General features: G+C 71.6%; 16 protein-coding genes. 5 read left to right on the forward strand and 11 right to left on the reverse strand.

Annotation, left to right across the window (positions count from 1 at the left end; all coding sequences use genetic code 11):
* Positions 1-4 precede the first annotated feature (4 nt).
* Positions 5-1,084 (reverse strand): alpha/beta fold hydrolase, encoded by a 1,080-nt coding sequence (locus tag FHY02_RS11715; protein WP_260172870.1) that lies wholly within the window; start codon positions 1,082-1,084, stop codon positions 5-7.
* Positions 1,085-1,097: 13 nt separating this feature from the next.
* On the opposite strand from FHY02_RS11715, the gene phaR reads away from it, so the two are divergent.
* Positions 1,098-1,655, forward strand: coding sequence for a polyhydroxyalkanoate synthesis repressor PhaR (gene phaR, locus FHY02_RS11720; RefSeq protein ID WP_183922213.1), 558 nt, complete (start codon positions 1,098-1,100; stop codon positions 1,653-1,655).
* 535 nt (positions 1,656-2,190) lie between these two features.
* Here phaR and FHY02_RS11725 read toward each other — a convergent pair.
* On the reverse strand, positions 2,191-2,982 hold the full coding sequence (locus tag FHY02_RS11725; protein WP_183922215.1) for a class I SAM-dependent methyltransferase: 792 nt from the start codon (positions 2,980-2,982) through the stop codon (positions 2,191-2,193).
* Positions 2,983-3,023: 41 nt separating this feature from the next.
* On the opposite strand from FHY02_RS11725, the gene FHY02_RS11730 reads away from it, so the two are divergent.
* Positions 3,024-3,218: a hypothetical protein gene (locus tag FHY02_RS11730; protein ID WP_183923006.1), complete on the forward strand. Its 195-nt coding sequence runs from the start codon at positions 3,024-3,026 to the stop codon at positions 3,216-3,218.
* 33 nt (positions 3,219-3,251) lie between these two features.
* Here the strand turns inward: FHY02_RS11730 and FHY02_RS11735 are convergent, their stop codons facing one another.
* The 9 genes from FHY02_RS11735 to sucC all read right to left on the reverse strand — a co-directional run bounded on the left by FHY02_RS11735 (position 3,252) and on the right by sucC (position 12,921).
* Positions 3,252-4,469, reverse strand: a complete 1,218-nt coding sequence (locus tag FHY02_RS11735) for an aspartyl protease family protein (RefSeq protein WP_183922217.1) — start codon at positions 4,467-4,469, stop codon at positions 3,252-3,254.
* Between the two features lie 311 nt (positions 4,470-4,780).
* Positions 4,781-6,154, reverse strand: coding sequence for a glutamate--cysteine ligase (locus FHY02_RS11740; RefSeq protein WP_183922219.1), 1,374 nt, complete (start codon positions 6,152-6,154; stop codon positions 4,781-4,783).
* A 134-nt stretch (positions 6,155-6,288) separates the two neighbouring features.
* On the reverse strand, positions 6,289-7,029 hold the full coding sequence (locus FHY02_RS11745; protein WP_183922222.1) for a 16S rRNA (uracil(1498)-N(3))-methyltransferase: 741 nt from the start codon (positions 7,027-7,029) through the stop codon (positions 6,289-6,291).
* On the reverse strand, positions 7,030-7,191 hold the full coding sequence (locus tag FHY02_RS11750; RefSeq protein WP_183922224.1) for a hypothetical protein: 162 nt from the start codon (positions 7,189-7,191) through the stop codon (positions 7,030-7,032).
* Positions 7,188-7,589, reverse strand: a complete 402-nt coding sequence (locus FHY02_RS11755) for a DUF2147 domain-containing protein (protein WP_183922225.1) — start codon at positions 7,587-7,589, stop codon at positions 7,188-7,190. Before FHY02_RS11755 ends, FHY02_RS11750 begins: the two co-directional genes overlap by 4 nt.
* A gap of 164 nt (positions 7,590-7,753) precedes the next feature.
* A complete protein-coding gene (locus FHY02_RS11760; RefSeq protein WP_183922227.1) occupies positions 7,754-9,382 on the reverse strand; it encodes an NAD(P)/FAD-dependent oxidoreductase in 1,629 nt (542 codons plus the stop codon).
* Between the two features lie 212 nt (positions 9,383-9,594).
* Entirely contained in the window at positions 9,595-10,524 is a 930-nt protein-coding gene (locus FHY02_RS11765; RefSeq protein ID WP_183922229.1) for an electron transfer flavoprotein subunit alpha/FixB family protein, read from the reverse strand.
* Between the two features lie 11 nt (positions 10,525-10,535).
* A complete protein-coding gene (locus FHY02_RS11770) occupies positions 10,536-11,285 on the reverse strand; it encodes an electron transfer flavoprotein subunit beta/FixA family protein (protein WP_183922231.1) in 750 nt (249 codons plus the stop codon).
* 436 nt (positions 11,286-11,721) lie between these two features.
* The gene (gene sucC / locus FHY02_RS11775; protein ID WP_183922233.1) at positions 11,722-12,921 is read right to left on the reverse strand and encodes an ADP-forming succinate--CoA ligase subunit beta; all 1,200 of its coding nucleotides are present in this window, start codon (positions 12,919-12,921) and stop codon (positions 11,722-11,724) included.
* Between the two features lie 466 nt (positions 12,922-13,387).
* On the opposite strand from sucC, the gene FHY02_RS11780 reads away from it, so the two are divergent.
* The 3 genes from FHY02_RS11780 (at position 13,388) to FHY02_RS11790 (ending at position 19,323) form a co-directional block, all read left to right on the forward strand.
* Positions 13,388-16,129 carry an ATP-dependent DNA helicase gene (locus FHY02_RS11780; RefSeq protein WP_183922235.1) on the forward strand — a complete coding sequence of 914 codons (2,742 nt, stop codon included), beginning with the start codon at positions 13,388-13,390 and terminating at the stop codon, positions 16,127-16,129.
* Positions 16,126-16,665, forward strand: coding sequence for a histidine phosphatase family protein (locus FHY02_RS11785; protein ID WP_183922237.1), 540 nt, complete (start codon positions 16,126-16,128; stop codon positions 16,663-16,665). Before FHY02_RS11780 ends, FHY02_RS11785 begins: the two co-directional genes overlap by 4 nt.
* Before the next feature lie 321 nt (positions 16,666-16,986).
* Positions 16,987-19,323 carry a TonB-dependent receptor gene (locus FHY02_RS11790; RefSeq protein ID WP_183922239.1) on the forward strand — a complete coding sequence of 779 codons (2,337 nt, stop codon included), beginning with the start codon at positions 16,987-16,989 and terminating at the stop codon, positions 19,321-19,323.
* The last annotated feature ends 1 nt before the right edge of the window (position 19,324 follow it).

Raw genomic sequence — 19,324 nt, forward strand, 5'->3', positions numbered from 1 at the left:
GCGCTCACGCCGCGATCGCCCGCAGCCACTCGGCCAGCGGATCATAGAGCAGCGCCTGCGCGCGGCCGCCGACCATCATCCCGACGTGTCCCGCGCCGACGTCGCGCCGCTCGTCCAGCCCCGCCGCGGTCGCCGCGGGGACGATGCGGTCGCTCAGCGAGACGAACTCGATCGACGGGCAGGCCAGGTCGCCGGGCGTGACCGCGCGCCCGCCGACGTGCCAGGCACCCCCGCCCGGCGCGTCCTCTCCCACCAGCGCGCCGAACAGCTCCGCCCCCGCCGCATAGGTCAGCGGCGCACCCGCGTTCGCCCAGTCCTCGAGCAGCACGAAGCGCGCCAGCGTCGCCGCGTCCGTCGTCGCGAGCGCCTCGTATTTGGCGACGGTGCGCGCCGGGTCGAGCTGCCAGAAGCCCGACTGGAGCACCTCCATCGGCAGCACGCCGAGCGCGCGGCAGGCGGGCTCGGCCTGCTGCCACGACGCGCGCATCGCCGCGCGCGCGCGCTCGCCATAGCCGGTGAAGCGCCACGGCGCCGCCACCGTCGCCACGCCGGCGCAGCGTGGGCCGAGCAGCGCCGCCGCGGCGAGCGCCAGCGTGCCGCCCAGGCAATAGCCCACCAGCAGCGGCGGACGGTGGAGCCGCGCCAGCAGCGGCAGCAGCCGCTCGGTGACATGGCCGGCGAGGTCGAGCGCGGCGTCGCGCGCGCGCGGATGACCCCAGTCGAGCAGCCAGGGATGCAGGCCGGCGCCGGCGAGATGGTCGACCAGCGAGCGACCGCGCGCGAGATCGAGCACAGAGGGCGGGTTGATCAGCGACGGCACCAGCACCACCGGCGGCGCGTCGGTCGCGCCGCCGCCGTCGCGCAGCCGTGCCGCACCGCGGCGATACCGCACCGGCTTCATCCGCCGGCGCCCGCGCGGCGCCTCTTGGTAGCGCCGGAGTCCGGCGAGCGCCGCGGTCTGACGCTCAGAGGATGCTGCGGTCTCGCGGCGCAGCATGTCGAGGAACAGCGGCAACGGGCGAGGCACGTCGCGCTTGTGTTGCGGCGCGAAAAATTGTGCGTTACCGAAGGGACTATCCGTCATGGGGGCTCGCGCGATGAAGAAACAGCAGGGCGACGGCGTGGTCGTCATCAAGAAATACGCCAACCGCCGGCTCTACAACACCGAGAGTTCGTCCTACATCACGCTCGAGCATCTCGCCGCGATGACCCGCGCCGGGCGCGAGTTCAAGGTGGTCGACGCCAAGACCGACGAGGACATCACCCACAACGTCCTCACGCAGATCATCATGGAGGAGGAGAGCCGCGGCCAGACCATGCTGCCGGTCAACTTCCTGCGCCAGCTGATCGCGCTGTACGGCGACTCGATGCAGGCGATGGTGCCCGACTATCTCGAGGCGTCGATGGAGAGCTTCCGCCGCAACCAGACGCAGTTCAAGACCGCGGTCGAGGGTGCCTTCGCGGGCTCCCCCTTCGCCGAGATCGCCAAGCGCAACCTGGAGATGTTCGAGGCGGCGGCGAACGCGTTCAAGCCGGGCGCCACCCCGGCGCCGGCGGCGGACGCGACACCCGCGGCAGGCAAGGACGGCGAGATCGCCGCGCTCAAGGCCGAGCTGGCGCAGCTGCGCGACAAGGTCGACAAGCTGGGCGAGTGAGGGCGTTGGCCGGACGGTAACACGTCGCTGCGGCGACGGGCCCGCGGCGCGAATGTTGCGAATGTTGAGTCGCTGGCGCGTGTCGGGCGATCGTTGAGTCGCGGGAGCGTGTTGAGGCGCGAGGATCGAGGAAGGCGTCACCCGGCCCGTCTACCAGGGCGTGGGTAGCGTAGGACAGCGCTCGTCGTGTGCGTGACGGCGCGGGGCACGCGAAGGATCGTTCAAGCCGACGCACCAGCGCCACCACGAAGGCTGCACCGCGCAGATCGCGCCTTCCACCACCTCGCGAACGCGCCGCGTGCCGGTGTCGGCAGGCCTCAACTCCTTAGGGCGTCATCCTGAGCTCGGCTCGAGATCGACGGGTCCGGCATGAAGAGCTGAGGGCGTTGCCCGCGCGGAGGCAGGGATCCCGGCTCGAGGCCGGGATGACGGTGGTGGAACAAGGACGAACCCAGCAGCACCTGGATTCGCGGCACGGTGGATCCTGAGACAAGCTCAGGATGACGCCGAGCGATAGGGGAGCTGCGGCACTCCCTCAGCGCGGCTTGACGAAGCGGAGCGTCATCCGGTCGCTCTCGCCGATCGCCGCATATCGCGCGCGGTCCTTGTCCTTGAGCGCGTAGCTCGGCGGCAGCGTCCACACGCCCTCGGGCCAGTCGGCGCTGTCCTTGGGATTGGCGTTGATCTCGGAGCGGCCCGCCAGCTTGAACCCCGCCGCGGTGGCGAAGCCGATCACCGAGCTGGGCTTCATATAGCCGCTCTTCTCCTCCGCCGCGCTGGGGCGCGACTCGGGCAGGCGGTGCTCGACCACGCCGAGCGTGCCGCCCGGCTTGAGCATCTTGTACATCGCCGCGAACATCGCGCGCGCGCGATCCTCGCCGCCGAAGCGCCAGTTGTGGACGTTGCGGAAGGTCAGCACCACGTCGGCGCTGCCGTCGGGCACGCCGGGCTGGCCCGCCTCCGCCGGGAAGGCGGCGAGCTTGACCTTACCGTAGGTGGCGGCGTCCTTCGCCTGCAGCGCCCGCACCGCGCCAAGTCCCTTCTCCCATGGGCCGGCGGCATAATAGGCGCCGGCGCGCGAGGTCAGCGGGGCGAGGATCTCGGTGTACCAGCCGCCGCCCGGCCACACTTCCACCACCGTGTCGCCGGGCTTGACCCCGAAGAAGGCGAGCGTCTGCGCCGGATGGCGGTAGCGGTCGCGCGCCACGTTGGCGGCGGTGCGCGTCGGCGCGGCGACCGCGGCGGCGATCGGCGCGGGGACATTGGGAGTGCTGGCTGCGACGAGCAACGGGGCGGCGAGCAGCAGGGAGCAGGCGAGACGATGCATCGGCGATCCTCCGGGACGATGACGCACAGGCTGACGCGCGCGTGAGCGATGCGCAAGCCTCGCTCGTCGCGATCGCCTCGCTGGCGTTCGCGCTGGCGCTGTTCGCCGGCTGGCGCGCGCACCGCCGCACGCGCCGCGCCGACCCCGACTCGGTCGGCTGGGTCGACTGGACGCTGGTGCAGATGGCGGCGCTGATCGCGCTGGCGGTGTCGGGCTATGTCGCGCTGAAAGGGTGAGGCTGGGCGGGAACGGCGGCGGGCAGCCCGCGCTCAGTAGAAGCGCCGCAGCACCAGCACGCGCTCGCCGGCGCCGTCGCACAAGGTGAGCCGCACCGCGCGTCCCGGCGCCCCCGTCGCCCAGCCGGCGACCGGCTGGCTCGCATAGCCCGGCCCGACGGCGGCGCCGTCGACCGCGCAGATCGTGTCGCCCACGCGCCAGCCCGCCGCCGCGGCGGGGCCGCCGCGCATGACGTGGAGCACCTTGAGCCGGTCGCTCGCCAGCCCGAGCAGCAACCCGCTGGTCGAGCGCGCCACTGCCGTGCCACCCGGCAGCGCGCGCAGCAGCATGTGCCCCGCGCCCGGATCGAGCAGCACGCGATAGCGCTGGAGGAAGCCCGAGCCGATCCGCCCCGCCACCCCGATCGTGTCGGAGAAGCCGCCGGCGGGCTCGACGCGCAGCTCGACGTCGCGTGCCGCTACCCGACCGACCTGCAGCCGCGGCACGATCGCGAGCTCGCTCACCACCGCCCCGGCCAGCCCGTAGGAGACGGTGGTGGTGGTCGGCACCGCGCGCGCCGCCATGCCCACCGTCGCCCAGGACTCGGCGCCGAGGGTGATCGACGAGCCGTCGCCGGTATCGACCACCATCGGGCGCAGCCGCGCGCGCCCGAGCGCCACCTCGCTGACGTAGACCAGCCGGTCGGGCGCGATCGCGAGCGGCGCGCTCAGCCCGGCGAAGGGCACGCGCCCGCTGCGCAGCAGGCGGAAGCGTCGCGCGCCATAGTCGATGTCGAGCGCGTAGGCGGCGGTGAGGTCGCGCCCGACGAGCAGGTCGACCGGGGTGGCGCTGCCGGTCGCGGCGGCGGGCAGCTCGGCCACCGCGAGGCTGCCGCCGCGCCGCGTGAGCCCGCCGAGCGCCAGCGTCGCGGTGTCGACGCGTCCGACGTCGACGCTGCCGCCGATCACCGTCGCCTGCCCCTCGGCCCGCACCGTCAGCCGATTGGCAAGGGCATAGCGCTTGGCCAGCACCGAGTAGCTCACCCCGGTGTCGAGCACCGCGATGACGTCGCGGCCGTCGAGCGTCATGCGGAAGCGGATCTGGTTGCCGGGGGTGAGGTCGAAATCGACCCAGCGCGCCTCCGCGTCGGGCGCGAGCGCGCTGCTGCCCGCCCAGGCGACGCGCGGCTCGGGCAGCGGCGGCGCCGCGGCGGCGAGCAGCAGCGGCAGCAACAGGAGGGATCGGGCGCGCACCGCGCGGGTGTAGCGCATCGCCGCGGCGAGTCACGGGCAGAGCGGGAGGACGGGTGTGTCGCTATGGGTGTCGGGCCGTCCTTACCTCCGGGCAGATCGGCCACCACCCTTAGCTTTGTGCGCGTCGAGGGGTGGCCCCAGGCGCATCTGTTCTCGGACCAAAGGGCCACCTACCCGTTCCGTCATCCCGGACTTGTTCCGGGATCCACCGTGCCGCGAACTCAGGACCCGTTGCTCATGCGGGCAAGTGGATCCCGGACCAAGTCCGGGATGACGACAGAGTCGAGGCTGCCCCCGACCTGTGTCGCCCACCTATGCGGCAGGGCCCTCTAGAAGCTCGCCTCGGCATAGACCTTCGACACGTCGCCGCCCCACGCACCGTGATAGCGCTCGAGCAGCTGCTCGGCGGGGACCTTGCCGCTGCGGACGATCTCGCGCAGCGGCTCGAGGAAGCCGGTCTCGTCGTCGCCCGCGGCATTGGTGCGCCCGCGCGCGCGCAGGCCGAGCGTGGCGATGTCGAGCACCGCGCCCGCGATGTCGCGCAGCGTGCCGCCGCGCGGGAGCGGCGCGGCGAGCCCCAGCCGCGGCACCGAGTCGCGCAGCGTCTGGCGCTCGTCGAGCGTCCAGTCCTTGACGAGGTCCCAGGCGGCGTCGAGCGCGCCCTGGTCGTAGAGCAGGCCGACCCACAGAGCCGGCAGCGCGCAGATCCGGTTCCACGGCCCGCCGTCGGCGCCGCGCATCTCGAGGAAGGTCTTCAGCCGCACCTCGGGGAAGGCGGTGGAGAGATGGTCGTTCCAGTCGTCGAGCGTCGGCTTCTCGCCCGGCAGCACGCTCAGCTCGCCGCGCAGGAAGTCGCGGAACGACAGGCCCGCGGCGTCGATGTAGCGGCCCTCGCGATAGACGAAGTACATCGGCACATCGAGCATATAGTCGGCGTAGCGCTCGTAGCCGAAGCCGTCCTCGAACACGAACGGCAGCATGCCGGTGCGCGCCGGGTCGGTGTCGGACCAGATATGGCTTCGATAGGAGAGGAAGCCGTTGGGCTTGCCCTCGGTGAAAGGCGAGTTGGCGAACAGCGCGGTGGCGAGCGGCTGGAGCGCGAGGCCTACCCGGAACTTCTTCGCCATGTCCGCCTCGGACGCATAGTCGAGGTTCACCTGGATGGTGCAGGTGCGCAGCATCATGTCGAGCCCCATCGTGCCGACGCGCGGCATGTGGCGCAGCATGATCGCATAGCGGCCCTTGGGCATGATCGGCAGCTCGGCGCGGGTCTTGTCGGGCCACATGCCGAGCCCGAGGAAGCCGATCCCCAGCGCCTCGCCCGCGGCCTTGACCTGGGCGAGGTGGCGCCCGGTCTCGGCGCAGGTCTGGTGCAGATTCTCGAGCGGCGCGCCCGAGAGCTCGAACTGCCCCGCGGGCTCGAGGCTGACGCTGCCGTCGGCGCCGCTGAGCGCGATGACGTTCCCGCCCTCCTCGACCGGGCGCCAGCCGTGCTGGACCAGCTCGCCGAGCAGCGCGCGGATGCCGGCGGGCTCGTCATAGGAGGGTGCGTGATGGTCGCCGAGCGCGTAGACGAACTTTTCATGCTCGGTGCCGATGCGCCAGCGCGGCGCCGGCTTCTCCCCCGAGGCGAGATGAGCGATCAGTTGGTCGCGCGATTCGATGACCGCCGCGTTGTGATCCGAAACGGTCTTCGTCGTCATGGCGCCGCGCTTACGCGCGGATGAACGAGCGCGCTAGAGCCGATCGACGTCGGCTTGACGCAGGTCGAGCGGCGGCAAGCAGGCCTTGAGCAGCAGCCACGTCGGATCGCCTGGACGATCGTGTCGGCTAGGCCTCACCAATCCCCCGCCGCCGCCATCCACAGCGCCACCGACGCCGCCGCGGCGGTATCGGCGCGCAGGATGCGCGGGCCGAGCGTGATCGCCACCGCCTGCGGCAGTGCCCGGATCAGCGCGCGCTCCTCGTCGTCGAAGCCGCCCTCGGGACCGATCAGGATCGCCGCCGGCCCCGCGTGCGCGCGCATCGCCGCCGCGGCGGGCACACCGCCGGTCTCGTCGGCGAAGAACAACGCGCGTTCCGCCGGCCAGTCGCGCAGCAGCGCGGGCAGCTTCACCATCGGCGCCAGCTCGGGCACCGCGGTTCGCCCGCACTGCTCGGCCGCCTCGATCATGTGCGCGCGCAGCCGCTCGGCATTGGGCTTGTCGACCACGGTGCGCCGCGTCACCACCGGCACCAGCCGCGCCACGCCGAGTTCGCACGCCTTCTCGGCGAGCCAGTCGACTCGCCCCTTCTTGAGCGGCGCGGCGGCGAGCCACAGGTCGGGCACCGGCTCACGCTCGGCCAGCCGCTCGGTGACGTCCAGCACCAGGTCGCGCTTGCCGACGCTCGCCGCGGTGGCGAGCCACTCGCCGGTGACGTCGTCGAACAGCCGCACCGGATCGCCGGCGCGCAGTCGCATCACCGCGATGAGATAGTGCGCCTGCGCTCCGGCGAGCGCGCGCGGGCCGGGGGCGAGCGGCGCCTCGACGTACAGCCGCGGGGTCGAGCGCGGCGGCCAGGCGGGAGTCGCGCCCAATCAGCGGCGCCCGCGCGCGAGCAGCAGCCGCGCGATCAGGAACGCCGCGCCGCCGAGCAGCGCGATGCCGATGACGCTCACCGCGATGCCCCCCGCCACCCGCAGGATCGCGTAGAACAGGGCCTCGAAGAATCGACCGAGCGCGACCGAGAGATGGATCACCTCCCTGTCACGCGGGACCAGCGCTGCTCGCGGCACCCGAAGCCGGCGAAGAGACACCCCTCGGCGACCAGCGTGTCGCGACCCTCCAGGTGCAGCGTGCCGTCGACCTCGCTGCCGATGTCGGGGACGAAGACGGTACCGGCATATTGTCCGTCCTCGCCGCGCTCGAAGCCGCGGAACAAAGCGGTGCCGATCAGCCGTTCGGTGCCACCCGCCGCGGCGTCGGCGCGCGCCTTCTCGCTCGCGGCCACGACGGTGCCGCACATGCCCGGCTCGCCGCGGCACGGCGCGACTCGGATGCGGACGCTGTCGCTCGCGTTGCGCCACGTGCCCGCGAGCGGGTCCGCCGCGGCGGCGGGAGCGGGGGCGAGCGCGAGCAGCAGGGCGAGCGGGAGCATGCCGGCGAGATAGGGGCGGAAACGGGCGGTTTTAAGTCCGCGCGGGTCGGTCGATCGCGGGGGCTCGTACCCCGGCAAAGGCCGGGGCCCAACCGGGAAGGCGGAGGTGAGACCCATCAGCGTCTCCCACCTGGGCCCCGGCCTGCGCCGGGGCACGTTTTCGATCAGCCCGGCTGCGCCGCCAGCCGTACCGCCACGGCCTCGGCCACCTTGATCCCGTCGACCGCGGCGGAGAGAATGCCGCCGGCATAGCCCGCACCCTCCCCCGCGGGGTAGAGCCCGGCGGTGTTGAGGCTCTGGAAGTCGGCACCGCGGGTGAAGCGTACCGGCGAGGAGGTGCGCGTCTCCACCCCGGTCATCACCGCGTCGGGATGGTCGTAGCCGCGGATCTGGCGACCGAACACCGGCAGCGCCTCGCGCATCGCCTGAATCGCGAAATCGGGCAGGCAGGCGCTGAGGTCGGTCGGCGTCACGCCCGGGCGATAGCTCGGCGTGACGCTGCCCAGCGCGGTCGAGGCGCGGCCCTCGAGGAAGTCGCCGACGCGCTGCGCCGGGGCGCGATAGTCGCGCCCGCCGGCGACGAAGGCGCGCTCCTCCCAGTGGCGCTGGAGCGCGATGCCGGCGAGCGGGTCGCCGGGATAGTCGCGCGCCGGGTCGATCGCGACCACCAGCCCGGAATTGGCGTTGCGCTCGTTGCGCGAATATTGGCTCATGCCGTTGGTGGCGACTCGCCCCACCTCCGAGGTGGCGGCGACCACCGTGCCGCCCGGGCACATGCAGAAGCTGTAGACGGTGCGGCCGTTCGAACAGTGATGCGAGATATGATATTCGGCCGCACCCAGCGCGGGGTGGCCGGCGTCGTCGCCGAAGCGCGCGCGATCGATCCACGACTGCGGATGCTCGATCCGCACGCCCAGCGAGAAGGGCTTGGCCTCGGCATGCACCCCCGCCTCGACCAGCATGCCGAATGTGTCGCGCGCGCTATGGCCGACCGCGAGCACGACGTGCTCCGCCTCCAGGTACGAACCGTCGTGGAGGTGCAGCCCGCGCACGCGGCGCTCACCGCGCGCGTCCGCCTCGACGTGGAGCCCGTCGACCCGCGTCGAGAAGCGATACTCGCCGCCCAGCTCCTCGATCGACGCGCGCAGGCGCTCGACCATCGTCACCAGCCGGAAGGTGCCGATGTGCGGGTGCGCCTCGGTGAGGATCTCGGCCGGCGCGCCGGCGGCGACGAATTCCTCGAGCACCTTGCGGTTGAGGTGGCGCGGGTCCTTGATGCGGCTGTAGAGCTTGCCGTCGGAGAAGGTGCCCGCGCCGCCCTCGCCATATTGCACGTTCGACTCCGGCTCCAGCACGCCGCGGCGCCACAGCCCCCAGGTGTCCTTGGTGCGCTCGCGCACCACCTTGCCGCGCTCGAGCAGGATCGGGCGGAAGCCCGCCTGCGCCAGGATCAGCGCGGCGAACAGCCCGCACGGCCCAGCGCCGATCACCACCGGGCGCTGGCGCGCGCCGCCGCCAGGGGCGAGCACGGGCGGGCGGTAGACGATGTCGGGCGTCGGGCGGACGTCCTTGTCCGCGCCGAGCCGCGCCATCACCGCGGCCTCGTCGCGGAGCGCGACGTCGATCGAATAGACCAAGGCGATCCGCCCGCGCCCCCGCGCATCATGCCCGCGGCGCGCCACCTGCCAGCCGAGCACGTCGTTGGCGGCGACGCCGAGCCGCTCGTGCAGCGCCGCCGGGAGCGCGTCGTCGTCGTGCCGCAGCGGCAGGCGCAGGTTGGAGAGCCGGATCATCGCCGCGCCTTACATCGCGCGTGGGCAGCGGCCAACGTGAGTCGGGCGGCGGCAGACCTTGCAGATCCTCCCCGCGCGGCGGGGAGGGGGACCGCTCGCCAAAGGCGAGTGGTGGAGGGGGCTCTCCTCGCAGCGCAGCGCTTGTGGATGCCCCCCTCCACCACCGCTTCGCGGCGGTCCCCCTCCCCGTGCCGGGGAGGATCTTACGCGTCTCACAGCTTCTCGGTGAGCTCCGGGACGATCTTGAACAGGTCGCCGACCAGGCCGACGTCGGCGACCTGGAAGATCGGCGCGTCCTCGTCCTTGTTGATCGCGACGATGATCTTGGAATCCTTCATCCCGGCGAGATGCTGGATCGCGCCCGAGATGCCGACCGCGACATAGACCTCCGGCGCGACGATCTTGCCGGTCTGGCCGACCTGATAGTCGTTGGGGACATAGCCCGCGTCGACCGCGGCGCGGCTCGCGCCCACCGCCGCGCCGAGCTTGTCGGCGAGCGGCTCGATCAGCTCGTGGAACTTCTCGCCCGAGCCGAGCGCGCGCCCGCCCGAGACGATCACGCGCGCGCTGGTCAGCTCGGGGCGGGTCAGCGCCGCGATCTCCGCGCCCTCGAAGGTCGCCAGCCCGGTGTCACCGGTGGCCGCCACCGCCTCGATCGTGCCGCTGCCGCCCTCGGGGGACGCCTTCTCGAAGGCGGTGCCGCGCACCGTCAGCACCTTCTTGGCGTCGCGCGTCTGCACCGTGGCGATCGCATTGCCGGCGTAGATCGGGCGGGTGAACGTGTCCTCGCCCTCGACCGACAGCACGTCGCTGATCTGCATGACGTCGAGCAGAGCGGCGACGCGCGGCGCGATCGCCTTGCCGGTGGTGGTGGCGGGGGCGACGAAAGCGTCGTGGTGCCCCATCAGCTCGACCACCAGCGGCGCGACATTCTCGGCGAGCTGGTGCGCATAGGCGGCGTCGTCAGCGACATGAACCTTGCCCACGCCCGCGATCTTGGCGGCCGCCTGCGCGACGCCGTCGACGCCCTGCCCTGCGACCAGCAGGTGGACCTCGCCGAGCTTGGCCGCCGCGGTCACCGCGCTGAGCGTGGCGTCCTTGACGGACTGGCCGTCGTGCTCGACCCAAACCAGAGTCTTCATGCTGCGCTCCCTTACTTCGCGATGCCGAGCGACTTGAGCTTGCCCGCCAGCTCGTCGACGTCGGCGACCTTGACGCCCGCGGTGCGCTTGGCCGGCTCGGCCACCTTCACCGTGGTGAGCCGCGGCGCGACGTCGACGCCGATGTCGGCGGCGGTCTTGGTCGCGAGCGGCTTCGACTTGGCCTTCATGATGTTGGGCAGCGAGGCGTAGCGCGGCTCGTTGAGGCGCAGGTCGGTCGTCACGATCGCGGGGAGCGTGTAGCGATCGGTCTCGAGCCCGCCGTCGACCTCGCGCGTCACCGTCACCGCCTCGGCGCTCAGCTCCACCTTGGAGGCGAAGGTCGCCTGGCCCCAGCCGAGCAACGCGGCCAGCATCTGGCCGGTCTGGTTGTTGTCGTCGTCGATCGCCTGCTTGCCGAGGATGACGAGCTGCGGCTGCTCCTCCGCGACGATCTTGGCAAGGATCTTGGCGACGCCGAGCGGCTCGACCTTGGTGTCGCTGGTGACGAGGATGGCGCGATCGGCGCCCATCGCCAGCGCGGTGCGCAGCGTGTCCTGCGCCTTGGGCTCGCCGATCGAGACCGCGACGATCTCGGTGACGGTCCCCTTCTCCTTGAGCCGGATCGCCTCCTCGACCGCGATCTCGTCGAAGGGGTTCATGCTCATCTTGACGTTGGCGAGGTCGACGCCCGAGCCGTCCGCCTTCACACGGGGTTTCACGTTATAGTCAAGCACGCGCTTGACCGGCACCAAGACCTTCATCAGCGTCCTTCCGATCCTGCGGTCGGGGCGCGCGTTCGCGGCCCCGTTATGGGCTCCACATGGCGGTTTTCCGCGCTTTTCGCAAGTTCAGTACGGAAAGCGCGGTTGCCGTAGCGGCAGCGTTTGCGGCGTCAACGCGCGGGGCGCGGACATGGTGGCGAGGGTGGGTGATTTTCGCGTCGTGCCGCGGCAATCGGCGACGTCCTGGTGGAGAGACGACGCAGGAGCGCGCTACGCCTTGGCTCATACCCAACCGTCATCCCGGACTTGGTCCGGGATCCACCGTGCCACATACCCAGCGGCCGATGAGGGCGCGGAAGGGTGGATCCCGGACCAAGTCCGGGATGACGGCAGAGAGCCGGGAAAACGGTATGGACCCGGGTGACGATCGCGAGAGAAAAAGGGGCGGCCCCAACAGGCGCCGCCCCATCTCCCCTCAGGCGACTTTCTTCACCTCGGCGACGATCTTCTGCGCGGCGTCGCCCAGGTCGTTGGCGGGGACGATCGCGAGGCCGGAGGTGGACAGGATCTCCTTGCCCTTCTCCACATTGGTGCCCTCGAGCCGGACGACCAGCGGCACCGACAGGTTCACTTCCTTCGCCGCGGCGACGATGCCCTCGGCGATGATGTCGCACTTCATGATGCCGCCGAAGATGTTGACCAGGATGCCCTTCACCGCGGGATCGGCAAGGATGATCTTGAACGCCGCGGTCACCTTCTCCTTGCTCGCGCCGCCGCCGACGTCGAGGAAGTTGGCGGGGAACATGCCGTTGAGCTTGATGATGTCCATCGTCGCCATGGCGAGGCCGGCGCCGTTGACCATGCAGCCGATGTCGCCGTCCAGCTTGATATAGGCGAGGTCGTACTTGGACGCCTCGAGCTCGGCCGGATCCTCCTCGGTCTCGTCGCGCAGCTCGGCGAGGTCCTTGTGGCGGAACATCGCATTGCCGTCGAAGCCGACCTTGGCATCGAGCACCATCAGCTTGTTGTCATCGGTCACCGCGAGCGGGTTGATCTCGATCTGCGAGGCGTCGGTGCCGAGGAAGGTGTCGTACACCTTGCCCGCTAGGCTGTGCGCCTGCTTGGCGAGGTCGCCGGTGAGCCCGAGCGCGTTCGCGACGGCGCGGCCGTGGTGCGGCTGGAAACCGGTCGCCGGGTCGACCGCGAAGGTGTGGATCTTCTCGGGCGTGTCGTGCGCGACGGTCTCGATGTCCATGCCGCCCTCGGTCGAGACGACGAAGGCGACCCGGCCGGTGGCGCGGTCGACCAGCAGCGCGAGGTAGAATTCCTTGGCGATGTCGACGCCGTCGGTGACGTAGAGGCGGTTGACCTGCTTGCCGGCGTCGCCGGTCTGGATCGTCACCAGCGTGTTGCCGAGCATCTCGGTGGCGGCGTGGCGCACCTCCTCCTCGGTCTTGGCGAGGCGGACACCGCCCTTGGCCTCGGCCGGCAGCTCCTTGAACTTGCCCTTGCCGCGCCCGCCGGCGTGGATCTGCGCCTTGACCACGTAGAGCGGCCCGGGCAGCTTCTTGGACGCGGCGACCGCCTCCTCCACGCTCATCGCGGCGAAGCCCGCGGGCACCGGCACGCCGAACTTCGCGAGCAGCTCCTTGGCCTGGTATTCGTGGATGTTCATGCGCGGTCTCCGAGACAGCAGGACAGACTAGACTGGAGCGTGCCTTAGGCGCTTGCGGCCGGGGAATCCACCCCGGGGTTATCGTTTCTGGGTGAGTCACCGCAGTTGCGAGGCGATAGCAATAGGGTGAATGAGCGCCTCTCGGGCGAGCTCAGGCACCGACGCGAGCGCCCCCTACCCGTTCGTCATTCCGGAATTGGTCCGGGATCCACCGCGCCGCCTTCTCAGTGGCCGATGAGTGCGTGGACGGGTGGATCCCGGAACAAGTCCGGGATGACGGTCAGGTAGTGGGGCAAAGGGGCTCCACTCATCGCAGCGTTTCTCCTCGCGATCTTCCTCACGGTAAAGGACGACCGACGGAGAACGTCCCCCAACTCCTCGTCCCCGCGACCGCGTTCCGCCTCACCCTCGGCACCGTCCCGTGTTTGCGGTTGCCGATCTGTTCCGCGTGGCGCACAGCGGGAGCGTGACGTCGCCCTTTCCCGCGCTGCCGCATCCCGCGCTCCATGCCAGCCACTCGGGCGTGTGGGTGGCGCGCGGCGGCGAGACGCGCGCGCTGTCGCGCGGCGAGGCGATCCGGCTCGCCGCCGACACGCCGGTCATCCTGCTCAACGCGCCGCTGGTGGCGCAGCGGCTCGGCTATGCCGAGCTGTCCGGGCTCGACCTGCTCGAGCTGTTCGCCTTCCTCCATCCCGCGCGCTTCGCGGTGCCCACCCCGCGCGGGATCGCGCAGGTGAGCGGGCTCGACGCCCCCGCGCGCGACGAGGACGTCGCCGCCTTCCTCGCCGCGGCCGCCGAGAAGCTGCTCGCGGTGACGCAGGCGGGCGACTGGCCCGAGCGCGAGGGCGCCTGGACCGCGGCGCAGTCGCTCACCCGCGCGCGCTGGCCCTGGGCACCGATCGTCGCGCCGCGGATCGCCAAGCCGGCGCAGCACGAGCGCTGGCTGTTCTCGCGCCTGCCCGAGTGGCAGGAGGCCGCGCCGCGCCCCGCGCCGCGCGCGGTGACGCTCGACGACGCCGCGGTGCTCGACCGGCTCGCGGCGCTCGTCGGCAGCGGCGCCGAGCTGCGCACCGGGCAGCGCGCCTATGCCGCCGCCGCCGCGGCCGCCTTCGCACCGCGCATGGCGCGCGACATGCCCAATCTGGTGCTCGCCGAGGCGGGGACCGGGATCGGCAAGACGCTCGGCTATCTCGCTCCCGCGAGCCTGTGGGCCGAGCAGGCCGGCGGCGCGGTGTGGATCTCCACCTACACCAAGGCGCTCCAGCGCCAGCTGGGGCATGAGACGCGGCGGCTCCACCCCGATCGCGCGGTGCGCAAGGCGCGCGTGGTGACCCGCAAGGGGCGCGAGAACTACCTCTGCCTGCTCAACCTCGAGGACGCGCTCCAGGGCGGGTTCGCCGGGCGTGCCGCGATCCTGGCACATCTGGTGGCGCGCTGGGCGGCGTATAGCGACGACGGCGACATGGTCGGGGGCGACCTGCCCGGCTGGCTCGTCACGCTGTTCCGCCGCAACGGCTCGGCGGCGCTGACCGACCGGCGCGGCGAGTGCGTCTACGCCGGTTGCCCGCATTACCGCCGCTGCTTCATCGAGCGCGCCGCGCGCGCCTCGGCCGAGGCCGACCTCGTGATCGCCAACCATGCCCTCGTGATGGTCAACGCCGCGCGCGGGCGCGAGACCGCCACGCGGCCGACGCGCTACGTGTTCGACGAGGGGCATCATCTGTTCGACGCGGCCGACGCGATGTTCGGCACCGCGCTGACCGGGCAGGAGACGATCGAGCTGCGCCGCTGGATCGTCGGCCCGGAGGGCAACGCGCGCGGGCGGCGGCGCGGGCTCCAAGCGCGACTGTCCGACCTCGCCAGCTACGACGAGCAGGGCGCGCGCGCGATCACCGAGATCGTCGCCGCCGCGGGAGCGCTCGCCGCCGACGGCTGGCTCCAGCGCGTCGCCGAGGGGCAGCCGTTCGGCGCGATCGAGACGCTGCTCGCGGCGGTGCGCGGCGTCGCCTATGCGCGCGCCGAGCAGGACGCCGACGCGGGCTACGGCCTGGAGACCGAGCTAGCCGAACCGACCCCCGAGTTGATCGAGGCCGCGGCACCCGCCGCGCACGCGCTTGATTCGTTGGTGCGGCCGATGGTGGCGCTGGGCAAGAGGCTGGAGGCGGTGCTCGCCGACGCGCCCGACTGGATGGACGCGCCGGCGCGCGCGCGGGTCGAGGGCGCGATCGCCTCGCTCGGCTGGCGCGCCGAGACGGTCGCGGCGTGGCTGGCGCTGCTCGCGCGCGTCGGCGGGCCGGCCGACCCGCGCCACGTCGACTGGCTCGCGGTCGAGCGCGGCGAGGGGCGCGAATATGACATCGGGCTGCACCGTCGCTGGCTCGACCCGACGCTGCCCTTCGCCGAGACCGTGCTCAAGCCCGCCCACGGCGCGCTCGTCACCTCGGCGACGCTGACCGCAGGGGGCGACTGGGAGACCGCCGAGGCGCGCGTCGGCGCGCCGCACCTCCAGCGCGCGCCGGGCCGCTTCACCGCGCCGAGCCCGTTCGACTATGCGCGCAACGCCGAGGTGGTGATCGTCACCGATATCAAGCGCGGCGACGTGCCCGCGCTCGCCAACGCCTATGCGCGGCTGATCGAGGCGTCGGGCGGCGGCGCGCTCGGGCTGTTCACCGCGATCCGCCGGCTGCGCGCGGTTCACGCGCGCGTCGCCGACCGGCTCGCGCGCGCCGGGCTGCCGCTCCACGCGCAGCACGTCGACCCGATCGACACGGGCACGTTGGTCGACATCTTCCGCGACGATCCCCACGCCAGCCTGCTCGGCACCGACGCGCTGCGCGACGGCGTCGACGTGCCCGGCCAGTCGCTGCGGCTGGTGGTGATGGAGGGCGTGCCCTGGCCCAAGCCCACCGTGCTCCACGCCGCCCGCCGGCTCGCCGGGGGCGGCAGCGCCTATGACGACCGCATCGTGCGCGCGCGGCTGGCGCAGGCGTTCGGGCGGCTGATCCGGCGCGGCGACGACGCCGGCATGTTCGTGCTGCTGTCGGCGGCGATGCCGTCGCGGCTGCTCGACGCCTTCCCGCAAGGCGTCAGAGTGTCCCGCGTGCCGCTGGACGAGGCGGTGAATCGCGTGCGGCAGCGGCTTTCCACGGCGGGGCCGATCGGGCATGAGGCCGACCTCGACGACGCCCGAGCGGAGCTGCCCGAATGAAGACGCTGACGCTGCTGCGCCACGCCAAGTCGGGCTGGGACGATGCCGTGCCGCGCGACCTCGACCGCCCGCTCAACGGCAAGGGACGCCGCGCCGCACAGGCGATGGGGCGCGAGATCAGGGCGATCGGGCTCGACTTCGACCGCGTGCTCGCCTCTCCCGCGGTGCGCGTGCGCGAGACGCTCGGCGAGCTCGAGCGCGGGCTCGGCCGCGCGCTGGCGCCCGAGTGGGATCGGCGGTTGTATCTCGCCTCGGCGGCGACATTGCTCGACCTGGTGCACGAGCAGGACAACGCGGCGGAGACGCTGCTGCTGATCGGCCACAATCCCGGGTTGGCGGAACTGGTGCTCACGCTGGTGCCCGACGCGCCGGGCGGGCTGCGCGACGCGGTGGAGGAGAAGTATCCGACTGCCACGCTGGCCGAGATGACCTTCGCGGCGACTGATTGGCGCGCGGTGGCGCAGGGCGGCGCGACGCTGACGCGCTTTGTCCGCCCGCGGGATATCGACCCGACGCTGGGGCCGGACGGGGAGTAGCGGATCGTCGGGCGAAACGCGAGATCCTCCCCTGCAAGGGGCAGTGGCAGCGCGCAGCGCTGACGGAGGGGGGTCTCCGCGAACGCCACGCTCGCTGCGCACAGCAAGCGCGCTACTTTCCAGGAACGCGATCAACTGAGCGACTCGCCCGCGCAGAGCCCCCTCCACCACCGGCCTGCGGCCGGCGGTCCCCCTCCCCGCCGTGCGGGGAGGATCTAGCGCGCAGCACTAAAGCCCGCATGCATGCGGTGCATGCGCTTCTTTATTCCCCATCGACGAACTCGGCTTTTACAAGCACATTGATCGTAGAGGGGAGTTTCCATGCACCGTCGCCGTCTGTTCGCGTTCCTCACCACCACCGCGGGACTCGCCGTCGCACTCCCCGCGACCGCGCAGCAGGCGCCCGACGCGCCGGCGCAGGACACCGCTGCCGCCACCCCGACGCCCGCGCCGTCCCCTGCCAACCCCGCCGACGGCGACGTCGTCGTCACCGCGCGGTTCCGCAACGAGTCGCTCCAGCAGGTGCCGATCGCGATCACCGCGCTCAGCGGCGCCTCGCTTGCCGAGCGCCAGCTCAACAACGTCCAGGCGATCACCGCCGCAATCCCCTCGGTCAACTTCCGCACCGGCGCGTCGAACAAGGACCGCACGATCTTCATCCGCGGCGTCGGCACGATCACCACCTCGCCCGGCGTCGAGCCCTCGGTCTCGACCGTGCTCGACGGCGTGGTGCTGACCCGCCCGGGCCAGGCCACGCTCGACCTCGGCGAGGTCGAGCGGATCGAGGTGCTGCGCGGGCCGCAGGGCACCTTGTTCGGCAAGAACGCCTCGGCCGGCGTGGTCAACATCGTCACGCGCGATCCTGGCGACACGTTCGCGGCCTTCGGCGAGCTCGGCGCCACCACCGACGAAGAGTATCGGGTCAAGGCGGGCGTGTCGGGACCGCTGATCCCGGGCAAGCTCGCCGCGCTGATCGGCGGCCTCTACGACGATTTCGACGGCAACACGCGCAACGTCGTGACCGGCAACGACACCAACGCCTCGCGCCGCTACGGTGTGCGCGCCAAGCTGGTCGCCACCCCGACCGAGACGCTAAAGCTCACCGCGATCGGCGACTATCTCAACACGAAGGAGACGGTGGCGGCGGTCTACTCATCCGCGAGCCAGATCGCCTATCCGAGCCGCGCAGTGACGACCTCCGCGCCGCTCCTCGCCGCGCTCGGCGCGCAGGGGATCACCCCCTCGCCGACCAACCGGGCCAACGCCACCGACATCGACACCGACGTGCGCGACGAGAATTACGGCGGCTCGCTCACCGCCGAGCTCGGGCTGGGCGACTATCAGGTCACCTCGATCACCGCGTGGCGCCAGTGGCTCAACCATCAGCGCCAGGACTATGACGGTCTCACCGGGCTGAGCACCGCCTTCCCGCAGGGGCTTGACGACGGCACGGTGGACAGCAAGCAATTCTCGCAGGAGCTGCGGCTCACATCGCCGCGCGGCGGGCTGATCGACTATGTCGTCGGCGCCTATTACCTGCGCGGCGAGACCGACGAGCGCTACCAGCGCACGCTCACCACGCTGACCGCGGGCGCGCCGCTCACCACCATAGGCGTCGCCAACTACGGGATCACCAGCCACAATTACGCTCTGTTCGGCGAGGCCAACGTCAATTTCAGCGCGGCCTTCCGCGCGATCGCGGGCTATCGCTCGACCTGGGACACGCTCGACTTCTACCACGTCCGCACGTCGAGCAACGACCCGACCAACAGCGGCGCGGCCGCGCTCGATCGCCCCGCGATCCGCGCCTATCACAACGCCAGCGGCAGCACCGACCGGCGCGGCGACAGCTACCGGCTCGGCCTCCAGCTCGATCTCGGCGCGCGCGCGCAGACCTATTTCACCTACTCGCGCGGCTACAAGGGCCCGGCGTACAACGTCTATTTCAACATGCGCTCGCTCAACGCGACGACCTTGCTGGACGAGCTGCCGCTCAGCCCGGAGACGAGCGACTCGTTCGAGATCGGGCTCAAGGGCAGCACCGGCGACCGCGCGCTGAGCTACAGCCTCGCCGCCTACACCACGACCTTCGACGGCTATCAGGCCAATTTCAACGACGTGGTCAACGGCGCGCAGGTTACCCGGCTGATCAACGCCGGCTCGGTGCGCTCGCGCGGGGTCGAGGCCGACGTGACGCTGCGCCCGACCGCGGGGCTGACGGTCGACCTCTCGGGCGCCTTCACCGACGCCACCGTGCGCGACTTCCTCTGCCCGCCCGGTGCGCCAACCAGCTGCAACATCAACGGCCAGCCTTTGCCCTTCGCGCCGCGCGTGAAGCTGTACGAGAACGCCGCCTATCGCTTCGCGCTGAGCGACTCGCTGTCGATGGAGCTGCAGAGCGACGTCAGCTTCAGCTCGAAGACGCAATATTCGCTCAACCAGACGCCGAGCACGATCCAGCCCGCCTATGCGATCTGGAACGCCAGCGTCGCGCTGATCCGCCCCGGCGAAGGCTGGCAGCTGCGCGCCTACGTCAAGAACATCACCGACCAATCCTATGCCAGCTTCCTCGCCAACGGTTCGTTCGCTGGCACGGTGCGGTTCGTGCCGCGCGATGACCGGCGCTATGCCGGGCTACTGCTGCGCAAGGATTTTTGAG

This window comes from Sphingomonas sp. BK069 (assembly GCF_014193405.1).
In the GTDB taxonomy this organism is placed as follows: Bacteria; Pseudomonadota; Alphaproteobacteria; order Sphingomonadales; family Sphingomonadaceae; genus Sphingomonas.